Source organism: Nonomuraea sp. NPDC051298, from assembly GCF_055586305.1.
This window is the reverse complement of sequence record NZ_JBVJIM010000015.1, coordinates 162512-184111: the sequence shown is the minus strand read 5'-3', so window position 1 is coordinate 184111 and position 21600 is coordinate 162512. Positions and strand designations below refer to the sequence as shown.

Here is a 21600-nt window from a genome sequence, read left to right as displayed (position 1 = left end):
TACACCATGCATCTAGGTTGCTAGCACTTTAGGAACGCGACTGTCAGAGGACCATAAGGAGGGAGACGGTCTTCCCGGTCACTCGTCCTTGGCGGGGGCGTCCGATGCGGCCGCACGCCGCTCCCACAGGTCGGCCGCCAGCCCTTCCTTGCGGATGCGGATGTCGATGTAGAGCAGGACCAGGACGGCGACGGACCAGGCGTAGAACACGGCGAGCGCGGCGTTCCCCGGCAGGGAGATCAGGTCCTGCACCCAGGGAAGGTCCTCGGCGGATACCGGGAACACGGTCGTGATCAAGGCTAAGCCGCCCAGACTCGCCAACCACAGCGGAGCCATCGTCAGCGAGAGCGGCAGCGCGATCAGGACCTCAAGGAGGAGTATCCCCACGATCCGCCACAGGTTGTTGGCGAACAGCAGGGCGGAGCGGCCCAGCGCGCCGCCGAAGCCGAGCGGCTCCAGCGCCGCGGTGACCGGCGCGAACATGAGTGCCAGCGTCATCAGCAGCCACACCACGATCACCAGCGCTTGGACCGCCGCCACAGTGATCAGCACGGTGCTGAGGGCGTCCGATGAGGGAAAGGCGGGGGCGCGGTCGCTTCCTGAGGACGGCAGCCCGTCGGGCAGCGGGGGGACGAGGCCGTTTCCTGAGGACGCCGGCGCATCGAGCATCGGGGCCAGCGTCGGCCAGAAGAATGCCACAAGGGCCACGACCAGCCCGAGAATGACGAGCTGTGGGACCACGGTCAGCAGCGCGGTCACCCCGAGCACCGCCCGCATCCTCCGCGCCAGCAGGCGCAACGCGCCGCGGATCGTCACGGGTCGCCCCACCATCGCCTGCACGACGAGCACCGCCTGCAGAGCGCCGGTCAGCGCGAAGGCCGCCAGGGAGACGGCCGTGGATATCAGCGCCGACAGGCCCTGCAACTGGAAGTATTGCGCCAGATCGGTGTCTGGCGCGGTTTCCAGCGGGCCGACCAGCCACCGCCACGCCTCCTGGAGGAGGTAGCTCACGGAGGTGAGGACGAGCGCGGACCCCACGAACTGGAGTGGATGACGCCGCAGCAGCACGATGGCGACCGCCCAGATCTCCGTGATGTTGTGCGGCGCGATCACCAGGGGAGGGTGCCGTACGGGCCTCATGGGGTCGGCTCCTTCGGGTCGGCCTCGCCGCCGAGCCGTTCGTACTGGTCGGCGAACTGGAGTACGGCGAGCATGGCGGCCGTCGCGAGGACGTAGGTGAGGACGGCCCACTTGACGGCGATGAGCACGGCCCACTCGATCGGCCGGAGATCGTCGGAGGAGCCACCGGCGCCCATGCGCAGCAGCACCGCCGCGCCCAGCACCCCGCCGAATCCCTCCAGGAGCGCCCGCAGCGCGCAGCGGGAGCCGAGGATCTTGAAGAACTGGCCGCGGGTCAGCCGCCGGGACAGCTTGACGGCTCCGCGGACCCGCAGTTCCTTCATGGTGACGCCGGGCGCGGCGAAGGCGAAGCGGATCTCCACCGCGCCGACCAGGACGAGTGCGGCCAGGAAGAACAGCAGCCCGGCACCGGGGACCTCGGCGACCGGACTGTCCCAGCGTGGGGCGTACGGGATGAGCGCGTACATGGTCAGGCCCAGGGCGCTGAGCAGGAAGGTGAGCCCGCACAGCCGGGCCAGGGCGCGCAGTCGGCCCGGCCGGGGCTTCCCGCCGACGACCACCGGAGCCAGCAGGCCGCTGAGCACGACGATCGCGGCGCTGTTCATGGTGAGGATCGCGATCGTGCTCAGGGCCTCGTGGAACTTCGTCCACAGGAACGTGTACTCGTTCAGGATCGCCGGCCGCTCGATCACCTCGGCCAGTGACAACTGTGCGGCGAGGGTGGGCACGGCCACCGCCGCAGCACGCCACAGAATGGTGGCGGGTTGTCGCCGCACCGCCTTGAACGCCGCGACGAATTGCTCTTCGGCGGGTTTCCACGGTGGTGGCGGGGGTGGTTCCCTTTCTCGATGGAGGGGGAGTGCGGTTGACGGTTGTTGTTCGGCACGCTCTCGGCTGTGCGCCACATTTCCCATTGAACCGCAAAGTACGGCGAAGGACTATGATCACCCATCGCCCCATATGTTGGAGAAACGTATGAGCACCACGAAAGCGAATGAGATGGACGGCCGCGGTATGCAGCACTGCGAGACGACGGCGCTGGGAGTGCTGCTGCGCCACGAGGGTCTCGATCTGTCCGAGCCGATGTTGTTCGGGCTGGGTTCCGGCCTGTCGTTTCTCTACTGGGACAGCAAGGGCATGGACTTTCCCTTCCTCGGGGGCCGGGTCAAGCCTTTCGAGCTGACCAGGAATCTGACGGCCCGGCTGGGGCTGACGTTGCGGGTCGAGGAGACCTCCTCCCCGCGTAAGGCGTGGCAGAACGTGGTGCCCCACCTCGACGCCGGGCGGCCGGTCGGGCTGCAACTCGACAGCTACCACCTGGACTACTTCACCTCGAAGGTGCACTTCGGCGGCCACGTCGTCGCGATGTACGGCTACGACGACCAGCACGCCCACCTGCTGGACACCGAGCAGCAGGGCGGAGCGGTGACCACCACCCTGACCAGCCTGGCCGCGGCCAGGGCCGAGCGCGGGCCGATGACGGCCAGGCACCGATCCTTCACCGTCACGGTGCCGGAGGGCCTGGCCGTCTCTCGTGACCTGCTCGTCGCCGCGATCAGGGGCTGTGCCGAGGCGTTCCTCGCCCCGCCCATCGCGAACCTGGGCTGCCGGGGCATCGCTAAGGCCGCTGGGCAGGTGCCCAGGTGGCTGCTCCGTACCGATGATCCGGGCCACCACCTGCCCCGGGCCGCCATGCTCATGGAGCGGGCCGGCACCGGCGGCGCCCTGTTCCGCAACCTCTACCGCGACTTCCTCGGCGAGTGCGCCCAGGTGATCGACGACGACAACCTGCGCACCGGCCACGCGCTGTACGCCGAGGCCGCGTCCCTGTGGACCGACGTGGCCGCGCTGGTCGCGAAGGCAGGGGAGAGCGCCGACGCGAGCCATCTCGGGCAGGCCGGCGACGTCCTCCACGAGTTGTCGCGGGTGGAGACGGACGCCATGCGGGCGCTGAGCGCCTGCGGGTCATGACGGTCACCGGGCGCGCCGGGCGTCGCGGGCTCACGCCGTACGGATCATGCGCCTCCCGGTGAACGACGCGACGCCGAGCGTGACGCCGGCCCCGATCACGATCGTGATCGCGTAGGGGAGTGGCGCCGCCGCCTGCAGGGCATCGCCGGTCTTGACCACGGCGAAGGGCAGAACGCTGACGAACGCCCCCACGCTGCCCGCGACGGTGCTCACGACCACGGCGGCGGCGATCTCCCGTACGAGCATCCGATGCGTCTGCGCCCCGGTCGAGCCGATGAGGGACATGACCGAGAACTCGGCTCGGCGTCGGCTGATGGAGGCGACGAGGTTGTTGGTGAGGGCGATGGCCATGAACGCCGCGATCAGGGCGACGACGAAGTAGTTGATCGAGGCGATGACCTGGCCGGTGCTGTTCGCCACGCCGACGGTGTTCTCGATGCCCTGCATGCTGAGCGTCCCGGCGGCGACGCCGACGAACAGGGTGAGGAAGGTCACGGTCGGGCGTACCCGCTCCGGGGCGGCGGAGAGGTTGGTCACGGCCAGGTGGGAGGCGGCGCCGCGGGCTCCTGGGACGGCCCGGAGCACGCGGTTCACGGCCGTGATCAGCTCCGGGGCGAGTACGCACAGGCCGACCGCGACGAGTACGCAGCCGGGCCCGGTCATCGCCGTGGTCAGCACGTCGGCCGGATCCAGGCCGAACACCGCGGCCGATGAGCCCAGCCCGGCGACCACCATGATCGTCGCGGCGACGCGGCGGCCGTTTCCCCTGCGGCGCCCCGTACGGCGGCGCGGGGGCGGGGCCGCGTCGGCGACCGGGCTGCGGCAGGCGAGCGAGCGGCTGCCCAGCCACGCGGCGAGCACGCTCGCGGCCAGCACGGCGAGCACCCCGAGGGTGGGGAGGAGCACGCCGGGCGCGAAGACGGAGGCGGCGTCGGTGAGCCCGGCCGAGTGGATGCCCCGGGTGACGATCCAGCCGAGGAGGTAGCCCCCGGCCAGGCCGGGGAGCGCGACGACGGCCGAGATGACCGCTGTCTCGACGACGAGCATCCGCTGCACCTGTCGCGGAGTCGCGCCGATGAGCCGGAGGCCGGCGATCTCCCCGGCCCGGCCGCCGAGTGCGACGCCGATCGTCGAGACCATGGCGAACAGCACGATCCCGACCGCCCAGCCCCCCATGATGAGCGGGAACTGGACCAGGAAGGCGCGGTCGGCCTCGGCCGTACTGGCGGCCAGTCCGGTGCCGAGCAGGCTCGTCATGCCCGAGACCAGGACGGTGCCGACGAGCGCCACCAGGCCGGTGGCGACCGCGGCGGCGCGGTGGTGCGCGAACGAGCGAAGGGCGAGCTTGACCATCAGCTCGCCGCCGGACCGTTCGCGGCCTGCTCGGCCGACTCGACCAGGACGGCCATCCGGGCGGCCACCTGCTGCGCGGTGGGGGTGTGGAGCCGGTCCACGATCCGGCCGTCGGCGAGGAAGAGCACGTCGTCGGAGTACGAGGCGGCGACCGGGTCGTGGGTCACCATGATGATCGTCTGGCCGTGGTCCGCCAGCTCGCGCATCAACGTCAGGACCTCTCTGGCGCTGCGCAGGTCAAGTGCGCCCGTGGGCTCGTCGGCGAAGACGACCTCGGGCTCGGTGATCAACGCCCGCGCGACCGCGACGCGCTGCCGCTGGCCGCCCGACAACTGGTCGGGGCGGTGACCGCCGCGGTTGCCGAGTCCCACCCTGGCCAGCAGCTCGGTGGTGCGCGCCGGGCGCGGCCTGCGCGAGTCGAGCCGCAGCGGCAGCTCGACGTTGTCGACGGCCGAGAGCGCGGGGAGGAGGTTGAACGACTGGAAGACGAACCCGACGCGCCGCCGGCGCAGCAGCGCGAGCTGGGTCTGGTCGAGCGCGCGCAGGTCCTGCCCGTCGAGCTCGACGGTGCCCGAGGTCGGGGTCTGCAACCCGGCGGCGCAGTGGAGGAGGGTGGTCTTGCCGGAGCCCGACGGTCCCATGATCGCGGTGAAGGACGACCGGGCGATGTCGAGGGTGATGCCGCGCAGGGCGTGCACCGGCCCGGCCTCTCCCGGGTATTCGCAGCGGAGGTCGCGTACGCGCAGCACGGGCGGCGCGGGCGCGGCACCGGAGTACGGGCCGGTGGAGTGAGGAGCTGTGGAGTACGCAGCCATGAGGGCCTCTCTGGAGCACGACGTGGGTAAACGTCCATATGAAATGATCGTTTAAAACGAACGTTTATATGATACGGTAGGTCAGGTGAGTGCAAAAGACAAGCTGCTGCGGGCGGCCCGAGAGTGCCTGCTGACCAAGGGCTACGCGCACACCACCGTGCGAGACCTGGTCGCGGCGTCGGGCGCGAACCAGGCGTCGATCAACTACCACTTCGGGTCGAAGGAGCACCTGCTCACCCGTGCCCTGCGCGACCTCAACACGGAGTGGGGCGAGCTGCTGTTCGCGATCCTCGAAGACCCCGACGCCTCCGACGCGGCGCGGTCATCGGCGGGCGACCAGGAGGCCCGATGGGGCCGGATCATCGACTCGATCCAGGCCAACCGGTCGTTGTGGTTCGTGAACTTCGAGTCGGTCGCGTCCGCGCGGCACGACGACGAGATCCGCGCCATGATCGCGAGCGGTCAGGAGCTGGCGCGGGCGTCGTTGGCTGAGGCGTTCGCGGGGCTCGGCCCCGACGCCGATCCGGTCGCGGTCCGGGCGGCAGGATCGCACTACTACGCCCTGCTCGTCGGGGTCGCCGCGCAGTGGCTCACCGACCCCGAGCACGCGCCGTCGGCCGCGCAGGTCGTCGCGGGCGGCTGAGCGCCTGTGGCGGATCCGGCGAGATCGGCGTCGTCTGCTCGCGCCGGGCTCGCGCAGGGGCTCTTGGTCAGGGGCTCTTGGTAAGGGGCAATCTTTCGTTTGATGGAACGATGGTCTAATGTTCGGAACGTGTCCGAACAGACTCCGGCGGACAGGCTCGTCGGCTCCGACCGCGTGCTGGCGGTGCTGGCCGAGCTGGCGCGCCACCCCGACGGCATCGGGCTGGAGGAGATGGCGCGGGCCGTGGCCAGCCCGAAGCCGACGGTGCACCGGGCGCTCGCCGCGCTGCGCCGCGCCGGGTTCGCCGCCCAGCACGGACACGGCCGCTACGTCCTGGGCGACGAGTTCCTCAGGATGGCCTTCGCGCATCACGAGGCGCGGCCCGACCACGTCCGCGTCATGCCGGTGCTCAAGGCACTGTGCGAGCGGTACGGCGAGACCGTCCACTACGCCGTGCTCGACGGCCACTCCGTCGTCTACCGGTCCAAGCTGGACCCGGCCGCCGGGGCCGTACGGCTGACCTCGGTGGTGGGCGGTCGCAATCCGGCGCACTGCACGGCGGTCGGCAAGGTGCTGCTGGCCCACGCGCTGCCCGACGAGGGCGCCGTCCTGGCCTGGGCGGGCGGGCGCACGCTGGAGCGGCGGAGCGAGCGTTCGATCGCCACGGCCGAGCAACTGCACGCCGAGCTGGTACGCATCCGCGAGCAGGGCTACGCCGCCGACGACCAGGAGAACGAGCCGGGCGTCAACTGCGTGGCGGTCGCGGCGTACCTGACCTCGCCCACCGTGCCCAGCGGCGCGATCAGCGTCAGCGGCCTGGCCTACCGCACCCCGCTGCGCAAGCTCGTCACCGACCTGCCCGCCATCCGCGCCATCGTCCACGGAGAGGACCTGTCGTGACGTTCACCGCCGTCCCGGCCTCGGCCGACGTCTACGCCCTGGGTGAGGGTCCCGTGTGGGACGCCGCCCGGCAACGCCTGCTGTGGGTCGACATCGTCGCGGGCACCGTGTACGAAGGGCGGCTCGACCCGGCGACCAGCCAGGTCACCGTCACCGGCCGGCACGTCTTCGACTCCACCGTGGGGTCGGTCGCCGTCGCCGCGGACGGCGGCCTCGTCGTGGCCGAGCGGGCGACCCTGACCCGGCTCGGCCCCGACGGGAGCCGCGACGAGCTGGCGCGGGTGCTGCCCGAGGGGGTGCGCAGCCGGCTCAACGACGGCGCAGTCGATCCCGCAGGGCGGTTCCTGATCGGCAGCCTGGCCCAGGACGACCGCGTGGGGCAGGAGGTGCTGGCCCGGCTCGACGGTACGGAGGTGACCTACCTCGACGCCGACCTGGTGCTGTCCAACGGCCTGGCCTGGGTCGGCGACCGCCTCTACAACGTGGACACCGTCCCCGGCACCGTGTGGGTACGCGACTACGACCCCGAGAGCGGCGAGACCGGGCCGCGGCGGGAGGCGTTCACGGTCACCGACGGCTCGCCCGACGGGATGTGCGCCGACGCCGACGGTAACCTGTGGATCGCCAACTGGGGGCTCGGCCGCGTCGAGTGCCGCACTCCGGGCGGCGAGTTGCTGGCCACCGTCGAGACCGGCGCGCCGCACACCTCCTGCCCGGTGTTCGCGGGGCCCGACCTCGACGTCCTCGTCATCACCACCGCCACCGCCGACCTGACGGACCCGGGCCCCGGCGACGGCCGCCTGTTCACCGCCCGCGTCGGCGTACGCGGCCTGCCCACGCCCTACTGGATCTCCCGGTAGGCCCCACCTGTAACCGTAGGCCCAGTCAACGGAGAGAGAACCGTGTATCTCATGCGCATCGGCGCGCCCGGCGCCGAGAAGCCCGTCGTCCGCGTGGACGACACCCACTACATCGACGTCTCCGACGTCACTCCCGACTTCGACGAGAGATTCTTCGCGGCGGGAGGTGCCGCCCTGCTCGCCGAGCGGGTGGGCCGTGGCGACGTCAGGGCCTTCGCGGGTGAGCGGATCGGCGCGCCGATCGCCCGGCCGCACCAGATCCTGTGCATCGGCCTCAACTACAGCGACCACGCCGCAGAAACCGGCCAGGCCGTGCCCGCCGAGCCGATCCTGTTCACCAAGTCGCCCAACACGCTCGTCGGCCCCGACGACGACGTACGCATCCCGCGCGGCGCCACCAAGACCGACTGGGAGGTGGAGCTGGGCATCGTGATCGGCCGCCGTACCTCCTACCTGGACTCGGTGGAGGAGGCCCGCGACGCCATCGCCGGGTACTGTGTGGTGAACGACGTCAGCGAGCGGGCGTTCCAGATGGAGCGCGGCGGGCAGTGGAGCAAGGGCAAGTCGGCCGAGACGTTCAACCCGGCGGGTCCCTGGCTGGTCACTCCCGACGAGATCGCCGACGTCACGAATCTGGGCATGTGGCTGGACGTCAACGGGGTACGCCGCCAGACCGGCACCACGAAGACGATGGTCTTCGACCCGTACGTGATCGTGCACCACCTGAGCCAGTTCATGGTGCTGGAGCCGGGCGACCTGATCAACACCGGCACCCCGCCCGGCGTCGGCATGGGCCACGACCCGCAGCTCTGGCTCCAGCCGGGCGACGTGATGGAGCTGGGCATCGACGGGCTCGGCAGCCAGCGCCAGCAGGTCGTCGGCCCCCGCTGACCGCCCCGCAGAAAGACGCCCCCGCAGAAAAGACGCCTCCGCCGGAAGACCACCGCAGGAAGACCGCCCCCGGAAGACCGCACTGCTGAAAGACTGAGAGAGCATGAGCCTGACCGCATCCGACCCCGCCGTCCTGGCCACGGTGGAGGCCGCCGTCCCCGGGATCGCCAGAACGCGGGCCAGCGACCGGCTGGGCATGGCGCACGACGCCTCGCACTACCTGCTCACCCCACAGGCCGTGCTGGTGCCGGAGAGCGCCGAGCAGGTGGCGGCGCTGCTGCGTACCGGCCTGCCGCTCACCTTCCGGTCCGGCGGCACCAGCCTGAGCGGGCAGGGTGTCAGCGAGCACCTCCTCGTGGACACCCGGCGGCACTTCCGCGGCATCGAGGTGCTGGACGAAGGGAAACGGGTGCGGGTGCAGCCGGGCGCGGTGCTGCGGCAGGTCAACGCCCGGCTGGCGGCGTACGGGCGCAAGCTCGGCCCCGACCCGGCCAGCGAGTCGGCGTGCACGATCGGCGGCGTCGTGGCGAACAACTCCAGCGGCATGACCTGTGGCACGCACGCCAACACGTACCGGACGCTGGAGTCGATGACGCTGGTGCTGCCCAGCGGCACGGTCATCGACACCGGCGCCCCGGACGCCGACGAGCGGCTGCGCGCCCTGGAGCCCGACCTCGCGGAGGGGCTGCTCAGGCTGCGCGATCGAGTCCGGAAAAATCCGGACTCGGTGGAGCGCATCCAGGCCCAGTTCTCACTCAAGAACACCATGGGCTACGGCCTCAACAGCTTCCTCGACCACGACACGCCAACCCAGATCCTCGCCCACCTGATCGTCGGCAGCGAGGGCACGCTCGGCTTCGTCGCCGAGGCGGTCTTCCGTACGGTCCCCGCGCACCGGTTGGCCGCCACCGGTCTGCTCGTCCTCCCGACGCTGCGGGCGGCCATGGCGGCGATGCCGCAACTCGTCGAGGCCGCCCCCGCCGCAGTCGAGCTGCTGGACGCCGAGTCCCTGCGTGTGGCCCAGACCGATCCCCAGGCCGACGACGTGCTGCGGACGCTGGCCGTGGCCGACCACGCCGCGCTGCTCGTCGAGTGGCAGGAGCCGCACGACGACCTGCTGGCCGAGCGCGAACGCGCGGCCGAGCAGGCGTTCGGCGACCTGCACCTGTCCGCGCCGGCCCGCTTGAGCAGGGACGCGGGCGGCCGGGCGGCGCTGTGGCACATCCGCAAGGGCCTGTACGCCTCCGTCGCGGGCGCCCGCCCCAGCGGCACCACCGCGCTGCTGGAGGACGTCGCCGTCCCCGTCCCCGCACTGGCCGACCTGTGCGACGAACTGACCGCCCTGTTCGCCCGGCACCGGTACGAGCGCAGCGTCATCTTCGGCCACGCCAAGGACGGCAACCTGCACTTCATGCTCAACGAACGCTTCGACGCCGACCTCGGCCGCTACGCCGACTTCACCGAGGACATGGTCGAGGCCGTGCTGAAGCGGGGCGGCACGCTCAAGGCCGAGCACGGCACCGGCCGGGTCATGGCCCCGTTCGTCCGCCGCCAGTACGGCGACGAGCTGTACGAGGTGATGCGCGAGGTCAAACGCCTGTGCGACCCGGCGGGCACGCTCAACCCCGGCGTGGTCCTGACCGACAGGGAGGACGCCCACCTGCGCGACCTCAAGACCGTCGTCACCGTCGAGCCCGAGGTCGACCGCTGCGTGGAGTGCGGCTACTGCGAGCCGGTCTGCCCCAGCCGCGACCTGACCACCACCCCCCGCCAGCGCATCGTGCTCCGCCGCGAGCTGGCCGCCGCCCACGAGGCGGGCGACCACGCGCTCGCCCGGGAGCTGGAGTCCGAGTACGCCTACGACGCCGTCGACACCTGCGCCGTGGACGGCATGTGCGCCACCGCCTGCCCCGTCCTGATCAACACCGGCGACCTGACCAAGCGCCTGCGCGCGGAACGGCACGGCCGCGCCGCGCAGCGGGGCTGGAAGACGGCCGCCAAGCACTGGGACGGCGTCACCCGGGCGATGAACCTCGCCCTCGACGCGGCCGCGGTCACCCCGTCCGGGCTCGCCGAGGCCGCCAGCCGGGCCGCCCGTGCCGTCACCGGTTCCGAGACCGTCCCCCAGTGGAGTCGTGACCTGCCTCGGGGCGGCACCCGCCGTCGGCCCGCCCCCGTACAGGACGCCGACGTCGTCTACCTCCCGTCCTGCCTGAACACGCTCTTCGCCCCGGCCGACGGCGGCCCCGGCGTGATGGCGGCATTCGCCCGGCTGGCCGAGCGGGCGGGCGTGCGGCTGCACGTTCCCGTGGGGATCGGCGGCCTGTGCTGCGGCACACCCTGGTCGTCCAAGGGCTACACCGACGGCTACGAGGCGATGGGCGACCGCGTCCGCGAGGCTCTCGCCGTCGCCACCGACGGCGGCCGCCTCCCGATCGTCAGCGACGCCGCCTCCTGCACCGAGGGCTTCCACCGCCTCGCCGCCGCCGCCGCCGACGACGACGCGGGCGGCGCGGGCGGCGAAGACGGCGGCTCGACCGTGCTCCGCGTGCTCGACGCCGTCGCCTACACCGCCGACCACCTGCTGCCCCGCCTGACCGTGGAACGCCGGCTGCCGTCCCTGGCCCTGCACCCCACCTGCTCCTCCACCCGCCTGGGCCTCGACGCCGCCCTGCGCAGGATCGCCGAGGCCGTCGCCGACGAGGTGGTGATCCCCGACGGCTGGCAGTGCTGCGCGTTCGCCGGTGACCGCGGGCTGCTCCACCCCGAGCTGACCGCCTCCGCCACCCGGGCGGAGTCCGCAGGCGTACGGGCCGGGGACTTCGCCGCCCACGCGTCGGTCAACCGCACCTGCGAGCTGGGCCTGACCCGGGCCACCGGCGAGCCGTACCATCACGTGCTCGAACTGCTCGACCGCGTCACCGCACCGTCGGTGCAGGATTCCGCTTGACGCGCTAGCATTCCATCAAGCGGAACAGAACGGAGTGAGTGGTGGCAGAGGCCCAGTCCCCGGTGGGGAGCGTCGACCGCGCCCTGCTGATCCTTCAGGAGATCGGCAAGCACAGCAGGGGCGTCACGCTCGACGAACTCGCCATCCGCCTCGGGCTGCCCAAGAGTTCGCTGCACCGGCTGCTCGGCGCGCTGAAACACCGGGGGTTCGCGGCGCAGCCCGAGCCGAGCGGGCCGTACTTCCTCGGCACCGAGCTGCTGGCCACGGCCTTCAGGTTCTACGAGACGATGGACCTGCGCACGCTCGTCCGTCCCCTGCTGCTGCGGGTGAGCGAGGAGTTCGCCGAGACCGTGCACATGGCCACGCTCGACGGCGGGGAGGTCGTCTACGTCGACAAGGTGGAGGCCGTGCGGTCGATCACGATGACCTCCGTGATCGGCGGTCGCAACGCGGCCCACTGCACGGGCGTCGGCAAGGCGCTGCTGGCCTGGACCTACCCCGCGGACGACGCGGTCAAGGCGTGGGCCGAGCGGTTCGGCCCGCTGACGGGCCGGACCCGCAGCACGATCACCAACCCGGCCAAGCTCGCCACCCACCTCGACCAGGTACGCCGGCGCGGTTACGCGCTCGACCTGGAGGAGAACGAGCCGGGCGTGCGCTGCGTGGCCGTGCCGGTGTTCATGGGCAGGACGGCGCCGGTCGCGGCGGTGAGCGTGACGGCGCTGAAAGACCGCATGTCACCGGCGCGGATGGAGGAGATCGGCCACGGCCTGCGCCGCGCGGTCGCCGAACAGGTGTGACGCCGAGGCCCCCGGCCCAGGTCACTCGTTTCCGCTATATGGAACGCTGATGCGCGATGCGGAATGCGCGTGCTATCTTCGGGAAGAACTTCTCCCAGAGGAGCCGTGCATTCATGTACCTCGAGCTCGATACTCCTTCGCTCGTCATCGACCTCGACGCGGTCAGGGGCAACATCGCCGAGATGGCCGAGACGGCCGCCACGCACGGCGTCAGGCTGCGACCGCACATCAAGACCCACAAGATGCCGGAGCTGGCGCGGATGCAGCTCGACGCCGGAGCGAGCGGCATCACCTGCGCCAAACTCGGCGAGGCCGAGGTGATGGCCGACGCCGGGATCGACGACATCCTGCTGGCCTTCCCGATCTGGGGTGAGCCCAAGCTGCGCCGCCTGGCCGCGTTGCGCGAGCGCGCCCGGGTGCGGGTCAGCCTCGACTCGGTGGAAGTGGCCGCGGGGCTCGGCCGGCTGGGCGGGCCGCCGGTGGAGGTGCTGGTGGAGGTGGACACCGGGCAGCACCGGCTGGGCCGCCCGCCGGGCCGGCCCACCGCCGACCTGGTCGCCGAGATCGCCGCCGTCCCTGGGGTGGAGGTCGTGGGCCTGCTCACGCTGGCCGGGCACGCCTACCATTCGCGCACCCCGGCCGAGCTGGCGCGGACCGCCCGCCGCGAGGGCGAGGACCTCGTGGCCACGGCCGAGCTGTGCCTGCGCGACGGCATCGAGCTGCGGGAGATCAGCGTCGGCTCCACCCCGACCGCCCGGCACGCGGCCGGGGTCGCCGGCGTGACCGAGATCCGGCCCGGCACCTACATCTTCAACGACACCGCGATGATGCGCCTGGGCGTGGCCACCGAGGAGACGGCGGCCGCCCGCGTGCTGACCACCGTGATCGCCCGGTCGACCCCGGAGCGCGTCGTCTTCGACGCCGGCACCAAGTGCCTCACCTCCGACGGCGTCGGCTCGCCCGGCTGGATCCGGGCCGTCGGCCTGCCGCACCTGCACATGGACTTCCTCAACGAGGAGCACGGGGTGGCCAGGCTGGCGGCCGGGCACCACGGCGAGCTGCCGGTCGGCACGCGGGCCCAGCTCATCCCCAGCCACGCCTGCGCGGCCGTCAACCTCTTCGACGTCGCCCACGGCGTCGAGGGCGGCCAGGTCACCACGGAGCTGCGCGTCGCCGCCCGCGGCGCGGTGCGCTGAACGGAGGAAACACCATGCGCGGACTCGCGGGCAAGCGGGTGCTGATCAGCGGGGGCAGCAGCGGCATCGGCGCGGCCACGGCCAGGAGGTTCCTGGAGGAGGGCGCCAGGGTGGTGCTCGGCGGGCTCGACCCGGCCGAGGTGGACGCCACGGTGACCGGGCTGTCCGGGCTGGGCGAGGTGAGCGGCCTGGCCGGCGACGTCAGCGTCGCGGGCGACGTCACCCGCCTGGTCGAAGGGGCCGTGGCGGCGCTGGGCGGGCTCGACGTCCTGGTCAACAACGCCGGCGTCGCCTGGCGCGAGCCGTTCCTGGAGATCACCCCTGAGCACTGGGACCAGATCATGGCGGTCAACCTGCGCGGCATGTTCCTGGTCGCCCAGGCCGTCGCCCGCCACCTGGTCGAGCAGGGCACCGGCGGGGTCATACTCAACATGTCCTCCACCAACGGGCTGGGCGGCGAGGCCGACTACGCCCACTACAACGCCAGCAAGGGCGGCGTGCTGCTGCTCACCAGGACCATGGCCGTCGAGCTGGGCAGGCACCGCATCCGCGTCAACGCGCTGTGCCCCGGTTACATCCGGACGCCGCTCAACGCCTCGATCTCGGCGGGGCTGGCGGAGGACTTCGTGTCCTCGTACGAGCGCGACCACATCCCCCTGGGCCGGGCCGGGCTCGCGGAGGAGGTCGCGGCCGGGTACGCCTTCCTGGCCTCCGACGACGCGGCCTTCATCCACGGCACCGAGCTGGTCATCGACGGCGGCCAGCTCGCGATCATGTGAGGGCGCGGCCACGGCGAAGGCCACCGCGTCCGGGTGGCGCGGTCGTAGAGGTTCTCGCCGTTCCGCTCGAAGCGCAGGACGAACGCCTGGTGGTTGACGCCCGCGGTGCGGAAGGAGACCTCCTCCTCCGGCACGCCGACCATCCTGGCCAGCGCCTTCTGCGTGTCGCGGGCGGCGTGGCAGACGCCGACGACGTTCTTGAACGGGGTCCCCGCGTACACCGACCACGGGATCATCGACATCGGGTTGGTGTAGGTGAACAGGGTCGCCGGCGGGGCCAGCTCGGTGTCGAGGCGGGCCGGGGCGATGTCGTGGAGCACGATCGCCGACTCCGACAGCTCGGGGAACGTCAGGAGGTCGGAGGGCAGGTTCTTGGCGAACGTGATGCTGCCTGCGCCCACGGGGACGATGCGGGCCATGCTCCGGTTACCTCGCTTCCGGGGTCAGCAGGGCCTTGACGGGGGTGGAGCGGCCGTTCATCAGCGCGGTGAAGACCTCCGCGCCCTCGTCGAGGGGGAACGTCCCGACCCAGCTCAGGTCCCACCCGGTGACCAGGTCGATGGCCCCGGCGAAGTCGGCGTCGTCGTAGGCGAACGAGCCCAGCACCCGCTTCTCGCCGCGGACCAGGTCGCTCGCGTCGTATCCGGCCACGTGGTCGGCCAGGCCGAGCCAGACCGCCACGCCGCCGGGGCGCAGGCGGGCCAGCGACTGCTCGTGGGTGGCGGCGGCGCCCACCGCGTCGAAGACGACGTCGTACTCGCCGGTCAGCTCGGGGCCGGTCGCGCGGGCGCCGAGCCGGGCGGCGATCTCCAGTCGGTCGGGCGCGCGGTCGGCCACCTCGACCGAGGCGGCACCGCCGGAGAGCGCGACCTGCAGGCAGGTCAGCCCGATCGCGCCGGCGCCGAGCACCCCGACCCTGGCGCCGGACGGGCGACCGGCCAGCCGCCAGGCGTGTACGGCGTTGGCGGCGGGCTCGACGACCCCGGCGGCGGTCCAGCCGAACCCGTCGGGCAGCGGCACCAGGGCGCCCGCGGGCACCGCGACGCGCTCGGCGAACGCGCCGGCCCGGTGCACGCCGATGATCCGGCGGTTTCTGCAGACGTTGCGCAGCCCGGCCGCGCACACGTCGCACGTGCCGCAGGACAGGATCGGGTTGACCGCCACCGCCCGCCCGTCCTCGGTGCGACCGGCGAACTCGTGCCCCATCACCAGCGGCGGCACCCGGAAGCCCGGGGTCTTGACGCCGTGCAGCTCACTGCCGCAGATCCCGGACGTGACCACGTGCACGAGGACCTCGTCCGGGCCGACCTCGGGCTCCGGTACGTCCTGCGGCTCGACCACCCCCGGCCCGGTGAAGACGAGAGCCTTCATCGCGGATCTCCGGCCGTCGAAAGCGCGCGTTCCATGGGGCTCCGTTCTCCTCAGGTTTGCGGCCGTTCCGTATGGCAGAATGGCGTTCCGAACTTGACGCTAGCAGACCACTACCGCGAAGAGCGTGTCAAGAGGTTCGGGGGTGCTCACTGTCTTCACAGGTCGGGAGGGGTCCTTGTGGGTTGCGGCGATATCGAGCGGGTTCGCCGCCGTAAGCGTCTACTTCGTGACTTTCACGAGTACGCCGTCTTTCGTCAGAGTGCCGGGCGGAAGGAGGTGTTCTCGGGGAAATGGCAGGCGACGCGGTGCCGGTCGCCGGTCAGCACGGGCTCCTCGGCCGAGCACCGTTCCTGGGCCTTCCAGCAGCGCGTACGGAAGCGGCAGCCCGACGGCGGGTTCGCCGGGCTCGGCACGTCACCCGTGAGCACGATCCGCCCGCGCCCGCCGCGCTGCGACGGATGAGAGATCGGCACGGCCGAGATGAGCGCCCTGGTGTAGGGGTGGGCGGGCCGGGTGAAGATCTCCGCCCGCTCGCCCTCCTCCACGATCCGGCCCAGGTACATGATCGCCACCCGGTCGCACAGATGCCGCACCACCGACAGGTCGTGCGAGATGAACAGGTAGGCCAGGCCCAGCTCGCGTCGCAGGTGGGCGAGCTGGTTGACCACCTGCGCCTGGACCGAGACGTCCAGCGCGGAGACGGGCTCGTCCAGCACCAGCACGCGCGGGTTCAGCGCCAGCGCCCTGGCGAGGCCGACGCGCTGGCGCTGGCCGCCGGAGAACTCGTGCGGGTAGCGGTTGGCGTGCTCGGGCGACAGTCCCACCAGCTCCAGCAGCTCGCGGACCCGTTCCCGGCCGCCGTCGCGGTAGCGGCCCCGCGTGCGCAGCGGCTCGGCGACGATCTCGTGCACGGTCAGCCTCGGCGACAGCGACGAGTACGGGTCCTGGAAGACGATCTGGATCTCCCCGCGCAGCGGGCGCAGCTCGGTGTGGGACAGGCGGGCCAGGTCGCGCCCGTCGTACAGGATGCGGCCGGAGGTGGGCTCGGCCAGGCGCACGACGAGCCGGCCCGTCGTGGTCTTGCCGCAGCCCGACTCGCCGACCAGCCCGAGCGTACGCCCGGGGTGCAGCGCCAGGTCCACGCCGTCCACGGCCCTGACCACGCCGGTTCGCCTGCGCAGGACCCCGGTGCGGATCGGGAAGTGCTTGGTCAGGCCCTCGACGGCCAGCACGGGCTCGCTCACGTCGGCCTCCCGCGCGGCGACGACGGGTGGCAGGTCGGCACGGGTTCGCTCATATCGGTCCCTGGTGGAGGTGACAGGCCGACACGTGACCGTCGGCCACCGCGACCGGCTCGGGACGGCTCGCCCGGCAGACGGCGCGCCCGGCGCCCAGCGCGCAGCGCGGCTCGAAGGCGCAGCCGGGCGGTGGGTTCAGCAGGTCGGGCGGGCTGCCCGGGATCGGCGTCAGTTCCCCTCTCTCGGACTCCAGGCCGGGCCGGCTGGACAGCAGGCCGCGCGTGTAGGGGTGGCGGGGCGTGGTGAAGACCTGGTGCACGTCGCCGTGCTCGACGACGCGGCCCGCGTACATGACCGCGACCCGGTCGGCCAGCTCGGCGAGGACGCCCAGGTCGTGGGTGATGAGCACCGCCGCCGCGCCGGACTCCCGCCTGGCCGTGTCGAGCAGGCCGAGCACCTGGGCCTGGACGGTGACGTCGAGCGCGGTCGTCGGTTCGTCGGCGATGAGCAGGTCGGGCTCGTTGGCCAGGGCCATCGCGATCATCGCGCGCTGTCGCATGCCGCCGGAGTAGTCGTGGGGGTGGCGGGCGTACCGGTCGGCGGGGTCGGCGATGCCGACGGAGGCCAGCAGCTCCAGCACGCGGGCCCGTACGGCGGCCCGGCGCAGGCCCGGCTGGTGCAGCCTGACGGCCTCGGCGATCTGGGCGCCGACCGGGACGACCGGATTGAGCGCCGTCATCGGATCCTGGAAGATCATCGCGATCCTGCGGCCCCGGATCCGGCGCAGCCGGCGCGCGGGCAGCGCCAGCAGGTCCTCGCCGTCGAAGCGGACGCTGCCGCGCACCACCCGCCCCGGCGGCCGGACCAGGCCGAGCACCGACATCGCGGTGACGCTCTTGCCCGAGCCGGACTCGCCGGCCACGCCGAGGATCTGGCCCCGCCGGACCTCCAGGCTGACTCCGTCGACGGCGCGTACGACGCCGTGCTCCGTGGGGAACTCGACCGCGAGGTCGTCCACCGTGAGCAGCGGCGTCATCGGCGGGCCCCCTTCGGATCCACGGCGTCGCGCAGGCCGTCGCCGACGAAGTTGACGGCGAGGACGGTCAGCGCGATGGCCAGACCGGGCGGCAGCCACAGCCACGGCATGGTCTGGAGGAGGGTGAGGTTCTGCGCGTCGGTCAGCATGTTGCCCCAACTGGCCCGCGGCGGCCGTACGCCGAGGCCGAGGAAGGACAGCACCGCCTCCAGCAGGATCATCTGCGCCACCAGCAGCGTGCCCACCACCGCGACCTGCGACAGCACGGCGGGCAGCACGTGCCGCCCGATCACCGTCAGCCGTCCGGCGCCGAAGGCGCGCGCCGCCTGGACGTACTCCCGCTCGCGCAGCGACAACGTCAGCCCGCGCACCACCCGGCAGGCGGTCGGCCAGTTGCACGCCGCGAAGACGAGGACGAGCAGCGCGGCGCCCGGTCCGAGCACGCCCGCCAGCACGACGATGACGACCAGTGAAGGAAAGGAGAGCACGACGTCGGCGGCGCGCATGACGACGGCGTCGACCGGCCCGCCGAACATGCCGGACAGCGCGCCGAGCAGCGTGCCGAGGGCGACCGCCGCCAGCGCCGACAGCAGGCCCACCAGCAGCGAGATCCGTCCGGCGTGCACGAGCCTGGCGAACACGTCGCGTCCGGAGGAGTCGGTGCCGAGCAGGTGCGCCGCCGACGGCGGCTCGCGGAAGGCGGCCAGATCCACCGCGTTCGGGTCGTGCCCGGCCACCAGCGGCGCGGCCAGCGCCAGCGCGGCGACGGCGGTCAGGAACACCGCGCCGGCCACCGCCATCCGGTTGCGCAGGAAGCGCCGGGCGGCCAGCACGCCCGGCGAGCGCGGCAGGTGCGGCGGGCGCGGAGGTGGCGGAGGTGGCGGAGGTGGCGGAGGTGGCGGCAGGGCGGGGGGAGCGGTCACGACAGGCCGATCCTCGGGTCGGCCGCCGCGTAGAGCAGGTCGGCGGCGAGGTTGCAGATCAGCACGAGCACCGCGATGAACATCGCGAACCCGATCACCACCGGGTAGTCGAGCTGACCGATCGAGCTGACGGCGAGCTGCCCCATGCCTGGCCAGGCGAAGACCTGCTCCAGGGCGACCGCCCCCGACAGGAGCTGCGGGACGGAGATCATCACCACGGTGATCAGCGGGACCAGCGCGTTGCGCAGCGCGTGCCGGATCAGCACCCGGCCGGGACCGGCGCCCTTGGCCTCGGCCGTGCGTACGTAGTCGGCGTCCAGCTCCGCCAGCAGCCCGGCCCGTACGTAGCGGGTGAACGGCCCGGCAATGGACAGCCCGAGGATGGCCGCGGGCAGCACCAGGTGGGCCAGAACGTCGGCGCCGCCGCCGTCGCCCGGTGTGGACATTCCGGACGACGGCACCCAGCCGAGCTTCAGCGAGAAGAGGTAGATCGCGGCGATGCCCAGGAAGAAGCTGGGCACCGAGATCGTGCCCAGCCCGGCGACCGTGGTGGCGTGGTCGATCGCGGTGTTGCGCCGGGTCGCGGCCAGCGTGCCCGCCGCCACCGCCAGCACCAGGCCGATCGCCAGGGCGGTGCTCATGAGCAGCACGGTGGGCCCCATCCGCTCGCCGAGCACCTCGGCCACCGGGCGGCGGCTGACGAGGGAGTAGCCGAGGTCGCCGCCCAGCGCGTCGCGCAGCCAGATACCGTATCTGACCAGGAGCGGCTCGTCCAGGCCGAGTTCGGCGCGCTTGGCGGCGACGAACGCCGCGCCGCCCGCGGACAGGTGCTCGGGGTTGACCATCATCCGGACCGGGTCGCCGGGCGCGGCGCGGACCAGGAGGAACACGCCGATGCTGATGAGCGCGAAGACCACGGCGTTGATCAGGAGGCGGCGGGCGAGGTAGGCGAGCATCAGCCGGCCAGGGTCCACTCGTCGGCGTTCCAGAATCCGGTGGTGAAGTCGCCGCTGGGCTTGACGTCGCGCAGCCGCGAGCTGGTGGCCCACAGGGTGTCGGGGTTGTACAACCACAGGTAGGGGACCTGGGCGTTGTCCAGGCTCGCGGCCTCCCGGTAGAGCCTGGCGCGCTCGCGCCGGTCGGTGAGGGCGTCGGCTCGGGCGGTGAGGGCGTCCAGTGACCGGTCGCAGAAGTTGCTGATGTTCGCCCCTGCGGGATAGAAGGCGGCGCAGTTGACGATCGTGAGGCTGCTGGAGGGGTCGACGGCGTAGCTGCCGCCGCCGAAGAGCGCCAGGTCGAACGTGCGCCGCTCGTACGACTCCAGCAGCTCGGCCGCCTGCACCTGCTTCAGCTCGACCGTCATGCCGGCCGCGCCCAGCGCGCCCTGCACGACCGTGGCCGCCACGTCGCGGTCGCGCTGGCCGGGGATCCACGACAGCGTCACCGTCTCGCTCGCCCGCCAGCCCGCCTCGGCCAGCAGCGACCTGGCCTTGGCCGGGTCGTAGGCGTACTCGTCCAGCGTGCCGGGCAGCGCCCAGGGGGTGACGAACGAGGAGTTCTGCACCCGGCCCCGGCCGTCCAGGAGCTTGGCGACCAGCGTCGCGCGGTCGATCGCGTGGAGCATGGCCCGGCGGATCCGGGGGTCGGCGAAGCGCGGGTCGCTCTGGTCGACCGCCATCCTGATGAAGCCCGGACTCGGCCGCGCCGAGACCGTGACGCCGCTGAGCCCTGCTACGGCCCGCAGGTCGGTGGGGGAGATCTGGACCAGGTCCATCTCGCCGGTGCCGAGCTGGGCGGTAGCCACGTCCGAGCTGACGGGTTTGAGGAAGATCCTGGGGATCGCGATGGGCTTGCGGTAGTGCGGGTTGGCGGCCAGCTCGACGTACTGGTCGGTCTGGTATCTCACGAAGGTGTACGGGCCCAGGCCGACCGTCGGATGGTTGAAGAAGGGGTGGCCCGCGATCCTGTCCACCGGCTCCCCGCCGAGCACGTGCTCGGGCAGGATGAAGGCGAACGGCCCGGCGATCAGGCTGAGGAAGCCGACGTTCCTGCGGGCCGGTCTGATCACGAACGTGGTGTCGTCGGGGGTCTCGAAGGCGGCCCCGGCCAGCTTGCCCGCCATTGCGCTGCCGCTCCTGACGTCGGCCAGCAGCCGGTAGGTGAACAGCACGTCTTTGCTGGTGAACGGCGTGCCGTCGCTCCACTTCAGCCCTCGGCGCAGGTGGAAGGTGATCCGGCCGTCGTCCAGGTCCCAGCGCTCGGCCAGACGGGGCGCGTAGGCGTAGGAGTCGTCGACGGTCAGCAGGTTGTCGAAGATCAGCGTCATGACCTGCTGGTCGGGGCCGGAGGGCGGATCCAGCGGGGAGAAGCGCTTCGGCTTCTGGTACAGGTGGATGTTGATCGCGTTGTGCCGGGAGCCCGGGGCGGCCGGGCCGGCGCAGCCGGTGGCCAGCACGAGCGCGAGCAGTGCGCCTGACAGGCGGTTCATCGACACGGGACAGGAGCGGACACGGGAGTCTCCTGAAGGGGTTGTGCACGATAAGTGACGCGAAAATACTCTCAGTGACTAGAGGCTCGGCACAAGCCCTGGCCGGCGGTCACTTCCCTGGCGGCGCGCGAGGCGCGAACGGGCCCTGTCGGTCCGCGTCCAGGTGTCGCGTGTAAGGGACTGCGCTCGGATCGACAAGTGCTGGGTGTACCCCCGGGTGTCGGCGACGTCCGGATTGACCATACT

Annotated in this window: 19 protein-coding genes and 1 pseudogene; 9 read left to right on the top strand and 11 right to left on the bottom strand. The window is 72.1% G+C overall.

Annotated elements, in window-relative coordinates; translation table 11 throughout:
* Positions 1-78: 78 nt before the first annotated feature.
* Positions 79-1140, bottom strand: coding sequence for a DUF7847 domain-containing protein (locus tag ACZ6S0_RS35370; protein ID WP_465923679.1), 1062 nt, complete (start codon positions 1138-1140; stop codon positions 79-81).
* Complete coding sequence (locus tag ACZ6S0_RS35365) at positions 1137-1874, bottom strand: hypothetical protein (RefSeq protein ID WP_465923678.1); 738 nt, start codon at positions 1872-1874, stop codon at positions 1137-1139. Before ACZ6S0_RS35365 ends, ACZ6S0_RS35370 begins: the two co-directional genes overlap by 4 nt.
* Positions 1875-2115: 241 nt before the next feature.
* Between ACZ6S0_RS35365 and ACZ6S0_RS35360 the strand changes: the two genes are divergently transcribed.
* Positions 2116-3111 (top strand): BtrH N-terminal domain-containing protein, encoded by a 996-nt coding sequence (locus ACZ6S0_RS35360; RefSeq protein WP_465923677.1) that lies wholly within the window; start codon positions 2116-2118, stop codon positions 3109-3111.
* A gap of 30 nt (positions 3112-3141) precedes the next feature.
* On the opposite strand, the gene ACZ6S0_RS35355 is transcribed toward ACZ6S0_RS35360, so the two are convergent.
* Together ACZ6S0_RS35355 and ACZ6S0_RS35350 are read right to left on the bottom strand one after the other, a co-directional pair.
* On the bottom strand, positions 3142-4464 hold the full coding sequence (locus ACZ6S0_RS35355; RefSeq protein ID WP_465923676.1) for an FtsX-like permease family protein: 1323 nt from the start codon (positions 4462-4464) through the stop codon (positions 3142-3144).
* Positions 4464-5279, bottom strand: coding sequence for an ABC transporter ATP-binding protein (locus ACZ6S0_RS35350; RefSeq protein ID WP_465923675.1), 816 nt, complete (start codon positions 5277-5279; stop codon positions 4464-4466). The genes ACZ6S0_RS35355 and ACZ6S0_RS35350 overlap by 1 nt, the downstream gene beginning before the upstream one ends.
* Before the next feature lie 85 nt (positions 5280-5364).
* On the opposite strand from ACZ6S0_RS35350, the gene ACZ6S0_RS35345 reads away from it, so the two are divergent.
* The 8 genes from ACZ6S0_RS35345 to ACZ6S0_RS35310 all read left to right on the top strand — a co-directional run bounded on the left by ACZ6S0_RS35345 (position 5365) and on the right by ACZ6S0_RS35310 (position 14298).
* On the top strand, positions 5365-5922 hold the full coding sequence (locus ACZ6S0_RS35345) for a TetR/AcrR family transcriptional regulator (protein WP_465923674.1): 558 nt from the start codon (positions 5365-5367) through the stop codon (positions 5920-5922).
* A gap of 129 nt (positions 5923-6051) precedes the next feature.
* Positions 6052-6822, top strand: coding sequence for an IclR family transcriptional regulator (locus tag ACZ6S0_RS35340; RefSeq protein ID WP_465923673.1), 771 nt, complete (start codon positions 6052-6054; stop codon positions 6820-6822).
* Positions 6819-7682 carry an SMP-30/gluconolactonase/LRE family protein gene (locus ACZ6S0_RS35335; protein WP_465923672.1) on the top strand — a complete coding sequence of 288 codons (864 nt, stop codon included), beginning with the start codon at positions 6819-6821 and terminating at the stop codon, positions 7680-7682. Before ACZ6S0_RS35340 ends, ACZ6S0_RS35335 begins: the two co-directional genes overlap by 4 nt.
* A 42-nt stretch (positions 7683-7724) precedes the next feature.
* Positions 7725-8573: a fumarylacetoacetate hydrolase family protein gene (locus ACZ6S0_RS35330; protein WP_465923671.1), complete on the top strand. Its 849-nt coding sequence runs from the start codon at positions 7725-7727 to the stop codon at positions 8571-8573.
* A gap of 103 nt (positions 8574-8676) precedes the next feature.
* A complete protein-coding gene (locus ACZ6S0_RS35325; RefSeq protein ID WP_465923670.1) occupies positions 8677-11523 on the top strand; it encodes an FAD-binding and (Fe-S)-binding domain-containing protein in 2847 nt (948 codons plus the stop codon).
* A gap of 41 nt (positions 11524-11564) precedes the next feature.
* Positions 11565-12323, top strand: coding sequence for an IclR family transcriptional regulator (locus ACZ6S0_RS35320; RefSeq protein WP_465923669.1), 759 nt, complete (start codon positions 11565-11567; stop codon positions 12321-12323).
* A 113-nt stretch (positions 12324-12436) separates the two neighbouring features.
* The gene (locus ACZ6S0_RS35315; RefSeq protein ID WP_465923668.1) at positions 12437-13519 is read left to right on the top strand and encodes an alanine racemase; all 1083 of its coding nucleotides are present in this window, start codon (positions 12437-12439) and stop codon (positions 13517-13519) included.
* Positions 13520-13533: 14 nt separating this feature from the next.
* The gene (locus tag ACZ6S0_RS35310; RefSeq protein WP_465923667.1) at positions 13534-14298 is read left to right on the top strand and encodes an SDR family NAD(P)-dependent oxidoreductase; all 765 of its coding nucleotides are present in this window, start codon (positions 13534-13536) and stop codon (positions 14296-14298) included.
* A 146-nt stretch (positions 14299-14444) separates the two neighbouring features.
* Here ACZ6S0_RS35310 and ACZ6S0_RS35305 read toward each other — a convergent pair.
* From ACZ6S0_RS35305 to ACZ6S0_RS35275, 7 genes and pseudogenes are all read right to left on the bottom strand, one after another.
* A pseudogene (locus ACZ6S0_RS35305) lies at positions 14445-14717 on the bottom strand (family 4 glycosyl hydrolase); the annotation flags it as partial.
* Between the two features lie 7 nt (positions 14718-14724).
* Positions 14725-15669, bottom strand: a complete 945-nt coding sequence (locus ACZ6S0_RS35300) for a zinc-binding dehydrogenase (protein WP_465923666.1) — start codon at positions 15667-15669, stop codon at positions 14725-14727.
* A 254-nt stretch (positions 15670-15923) separates the two neighbouring features.
* Positions 15924-16913, bottom strand: coding sequence for an ABC transporter ATP-binding protein (locus ACZ6S0_RS35295; protein ID WP_465923665.1), 990 nt, complete (start codon positions 16911-16913; stop codon positions 15924-15926).
* A gap of 49 nt (positions 16914-16962) precedes the next feature.
* Positions 16963-17943: an ABC transporter ATP-binding protein gene (locus tag ACZ6S0_RS35290; protein WP_465923664.1), complete on the bottom strand. Its 981-nt coding sequence runs from the start codon at positions 17941-17943 to the stop codon at positions 16963-16965.
* Complete coding sequence (gene opp4C / locus ACZ6S0_RS35285) at positions 17940-18866, bottom strand: oligopeptide ABC transporter permease (protein ID WP_465923663.1); 927 nt, start codon at positions 18864-18866, stop codon at positions 17940-17942. Before opp4C ends, ACZ6S0_RS35290 begins: the two co-directional genes overlap by 4 nt.
* Positions 18863-19822 carry an ABC transporter permease gene (locus tag ACZ6S0_RS35280; RefSeq protein WP_465923662.1) on the bottom strand — a complete coding sequence of 320 codons (960 nt, stop codon included), beginning with the start codon at positions 19820-19822 and terminating at the stop codon, positions 18863-18865. The genes opp4C and ACZ6S0_RS35280 overlap by 4 nt, the downstream gene beginning before the upstream one ends.
* The gene (locus ACZ6S0_RS35275) at positions 19822-21354 is read right to left on the bottom strand and encodes an ABC transporter substrate-binding protein (RefSeq protein WP_465923661.1); all 1533 of its coding nucleotides are present in this window, start codon (positions 21352-21354) and stop codon (positions 19822-19824) included. Before ACZ6S0_RS35275 ends, ACZ6S0_RS35280 begins: the two co-directional genes overlap by 1 nt.
* Positions 21355-21600 lie beyond the last annotated feature (246 nt).

What these genes read in the sequence shown, in the direction of transcription:
- ACZ6S0_RS35370 (WP_465923679.1), bottom strand. Translation starts at nt 1,140, where the DNA reads ATGAGGCCCGTACGGCACCCTCCCCTGGTGATCGCGCCGCACAACATC.
- ACZ6S0_RS35360 (WP_465923677.1), top strand. Translation starts at nt 2,116, where the DNA reads ATGAGCACCACGAAAGCGAATGAGATGGACGGCCGCGGTATGCAGCAC.
- ACZ6S0_RS35355 (WP_465923676.1), bottom strand. Translation starts at nt 4,464, where the DNA reads ATGGTCAAGCTCGCCCTTCGCTCGTTCGCGCACCACCGCGCCGCCGCG.
- ACZ6S0_RS35350 (WP_465923675.1), bottom strand. Translation starts at nt 5,279, where the DNA reads ATGGCTGCGTACTCCACAGCTCCTCACTCCACCGGCCCGTACTCCGGT.
- ACZ6S0_RS35325 (WP_465923670.1), top strand. Translation starts at nt 8,677, where the DNA reads ATGAGCCTGACCGCATCCGACCCCGCCGTCCTGGCCACGGTGGAGGCC.
- ACZ6S0_RS35315 (WP_465923668.1), top strand. Translation starts at nt 12,437, where the DNA reads ATGTACCTCGAGCTCGATACTCCTTCGCTCGTCATCGACCTCGACGCG.
- ACZ6S0_RS35310 (WP_465923667.1), top strand. Translation starts at nt 13,534, where the DNA reads ATGCGCGGACTCGCGGGCAAGCGGGTGCTGATCAGCGGGGGCAGCAGC.
- ACZ6S0_RS35300 (WP_465923666.1), bottom strand. Translation starts at nt 15,669, where the DNA reads ATGAAGGCTCTCGTCTTCACCGGGCCGGGGGTGGTCGAGCCGCAGGAC.
- ACZ6S0_RS35290 (WP_465923664.1), bottom strand. Translation starts at nt 17,943, where the DNA reads ATGACGCCGCTGCTCACGGTGGACGACCTCGCGGTCGAGTTCCCCACG.
- ACZ6S0_RS35280 (WP_465923662.1), bottom strand. Translation starts at nt 19,822, where the DNA reads ATGCTCGCCTACCTCGCCCGCCGCCTCCTGATCAACGCCGTGGTCTTC.
- ACZ6S0_RS35275 (WP_465923661.1), bottom strand. Translation starts at nt 21,354, where the DNA reads ATGAACCGCCTGTCAGGCGCACTGCTCGCGCTCGTGCTGGCCACCGGC.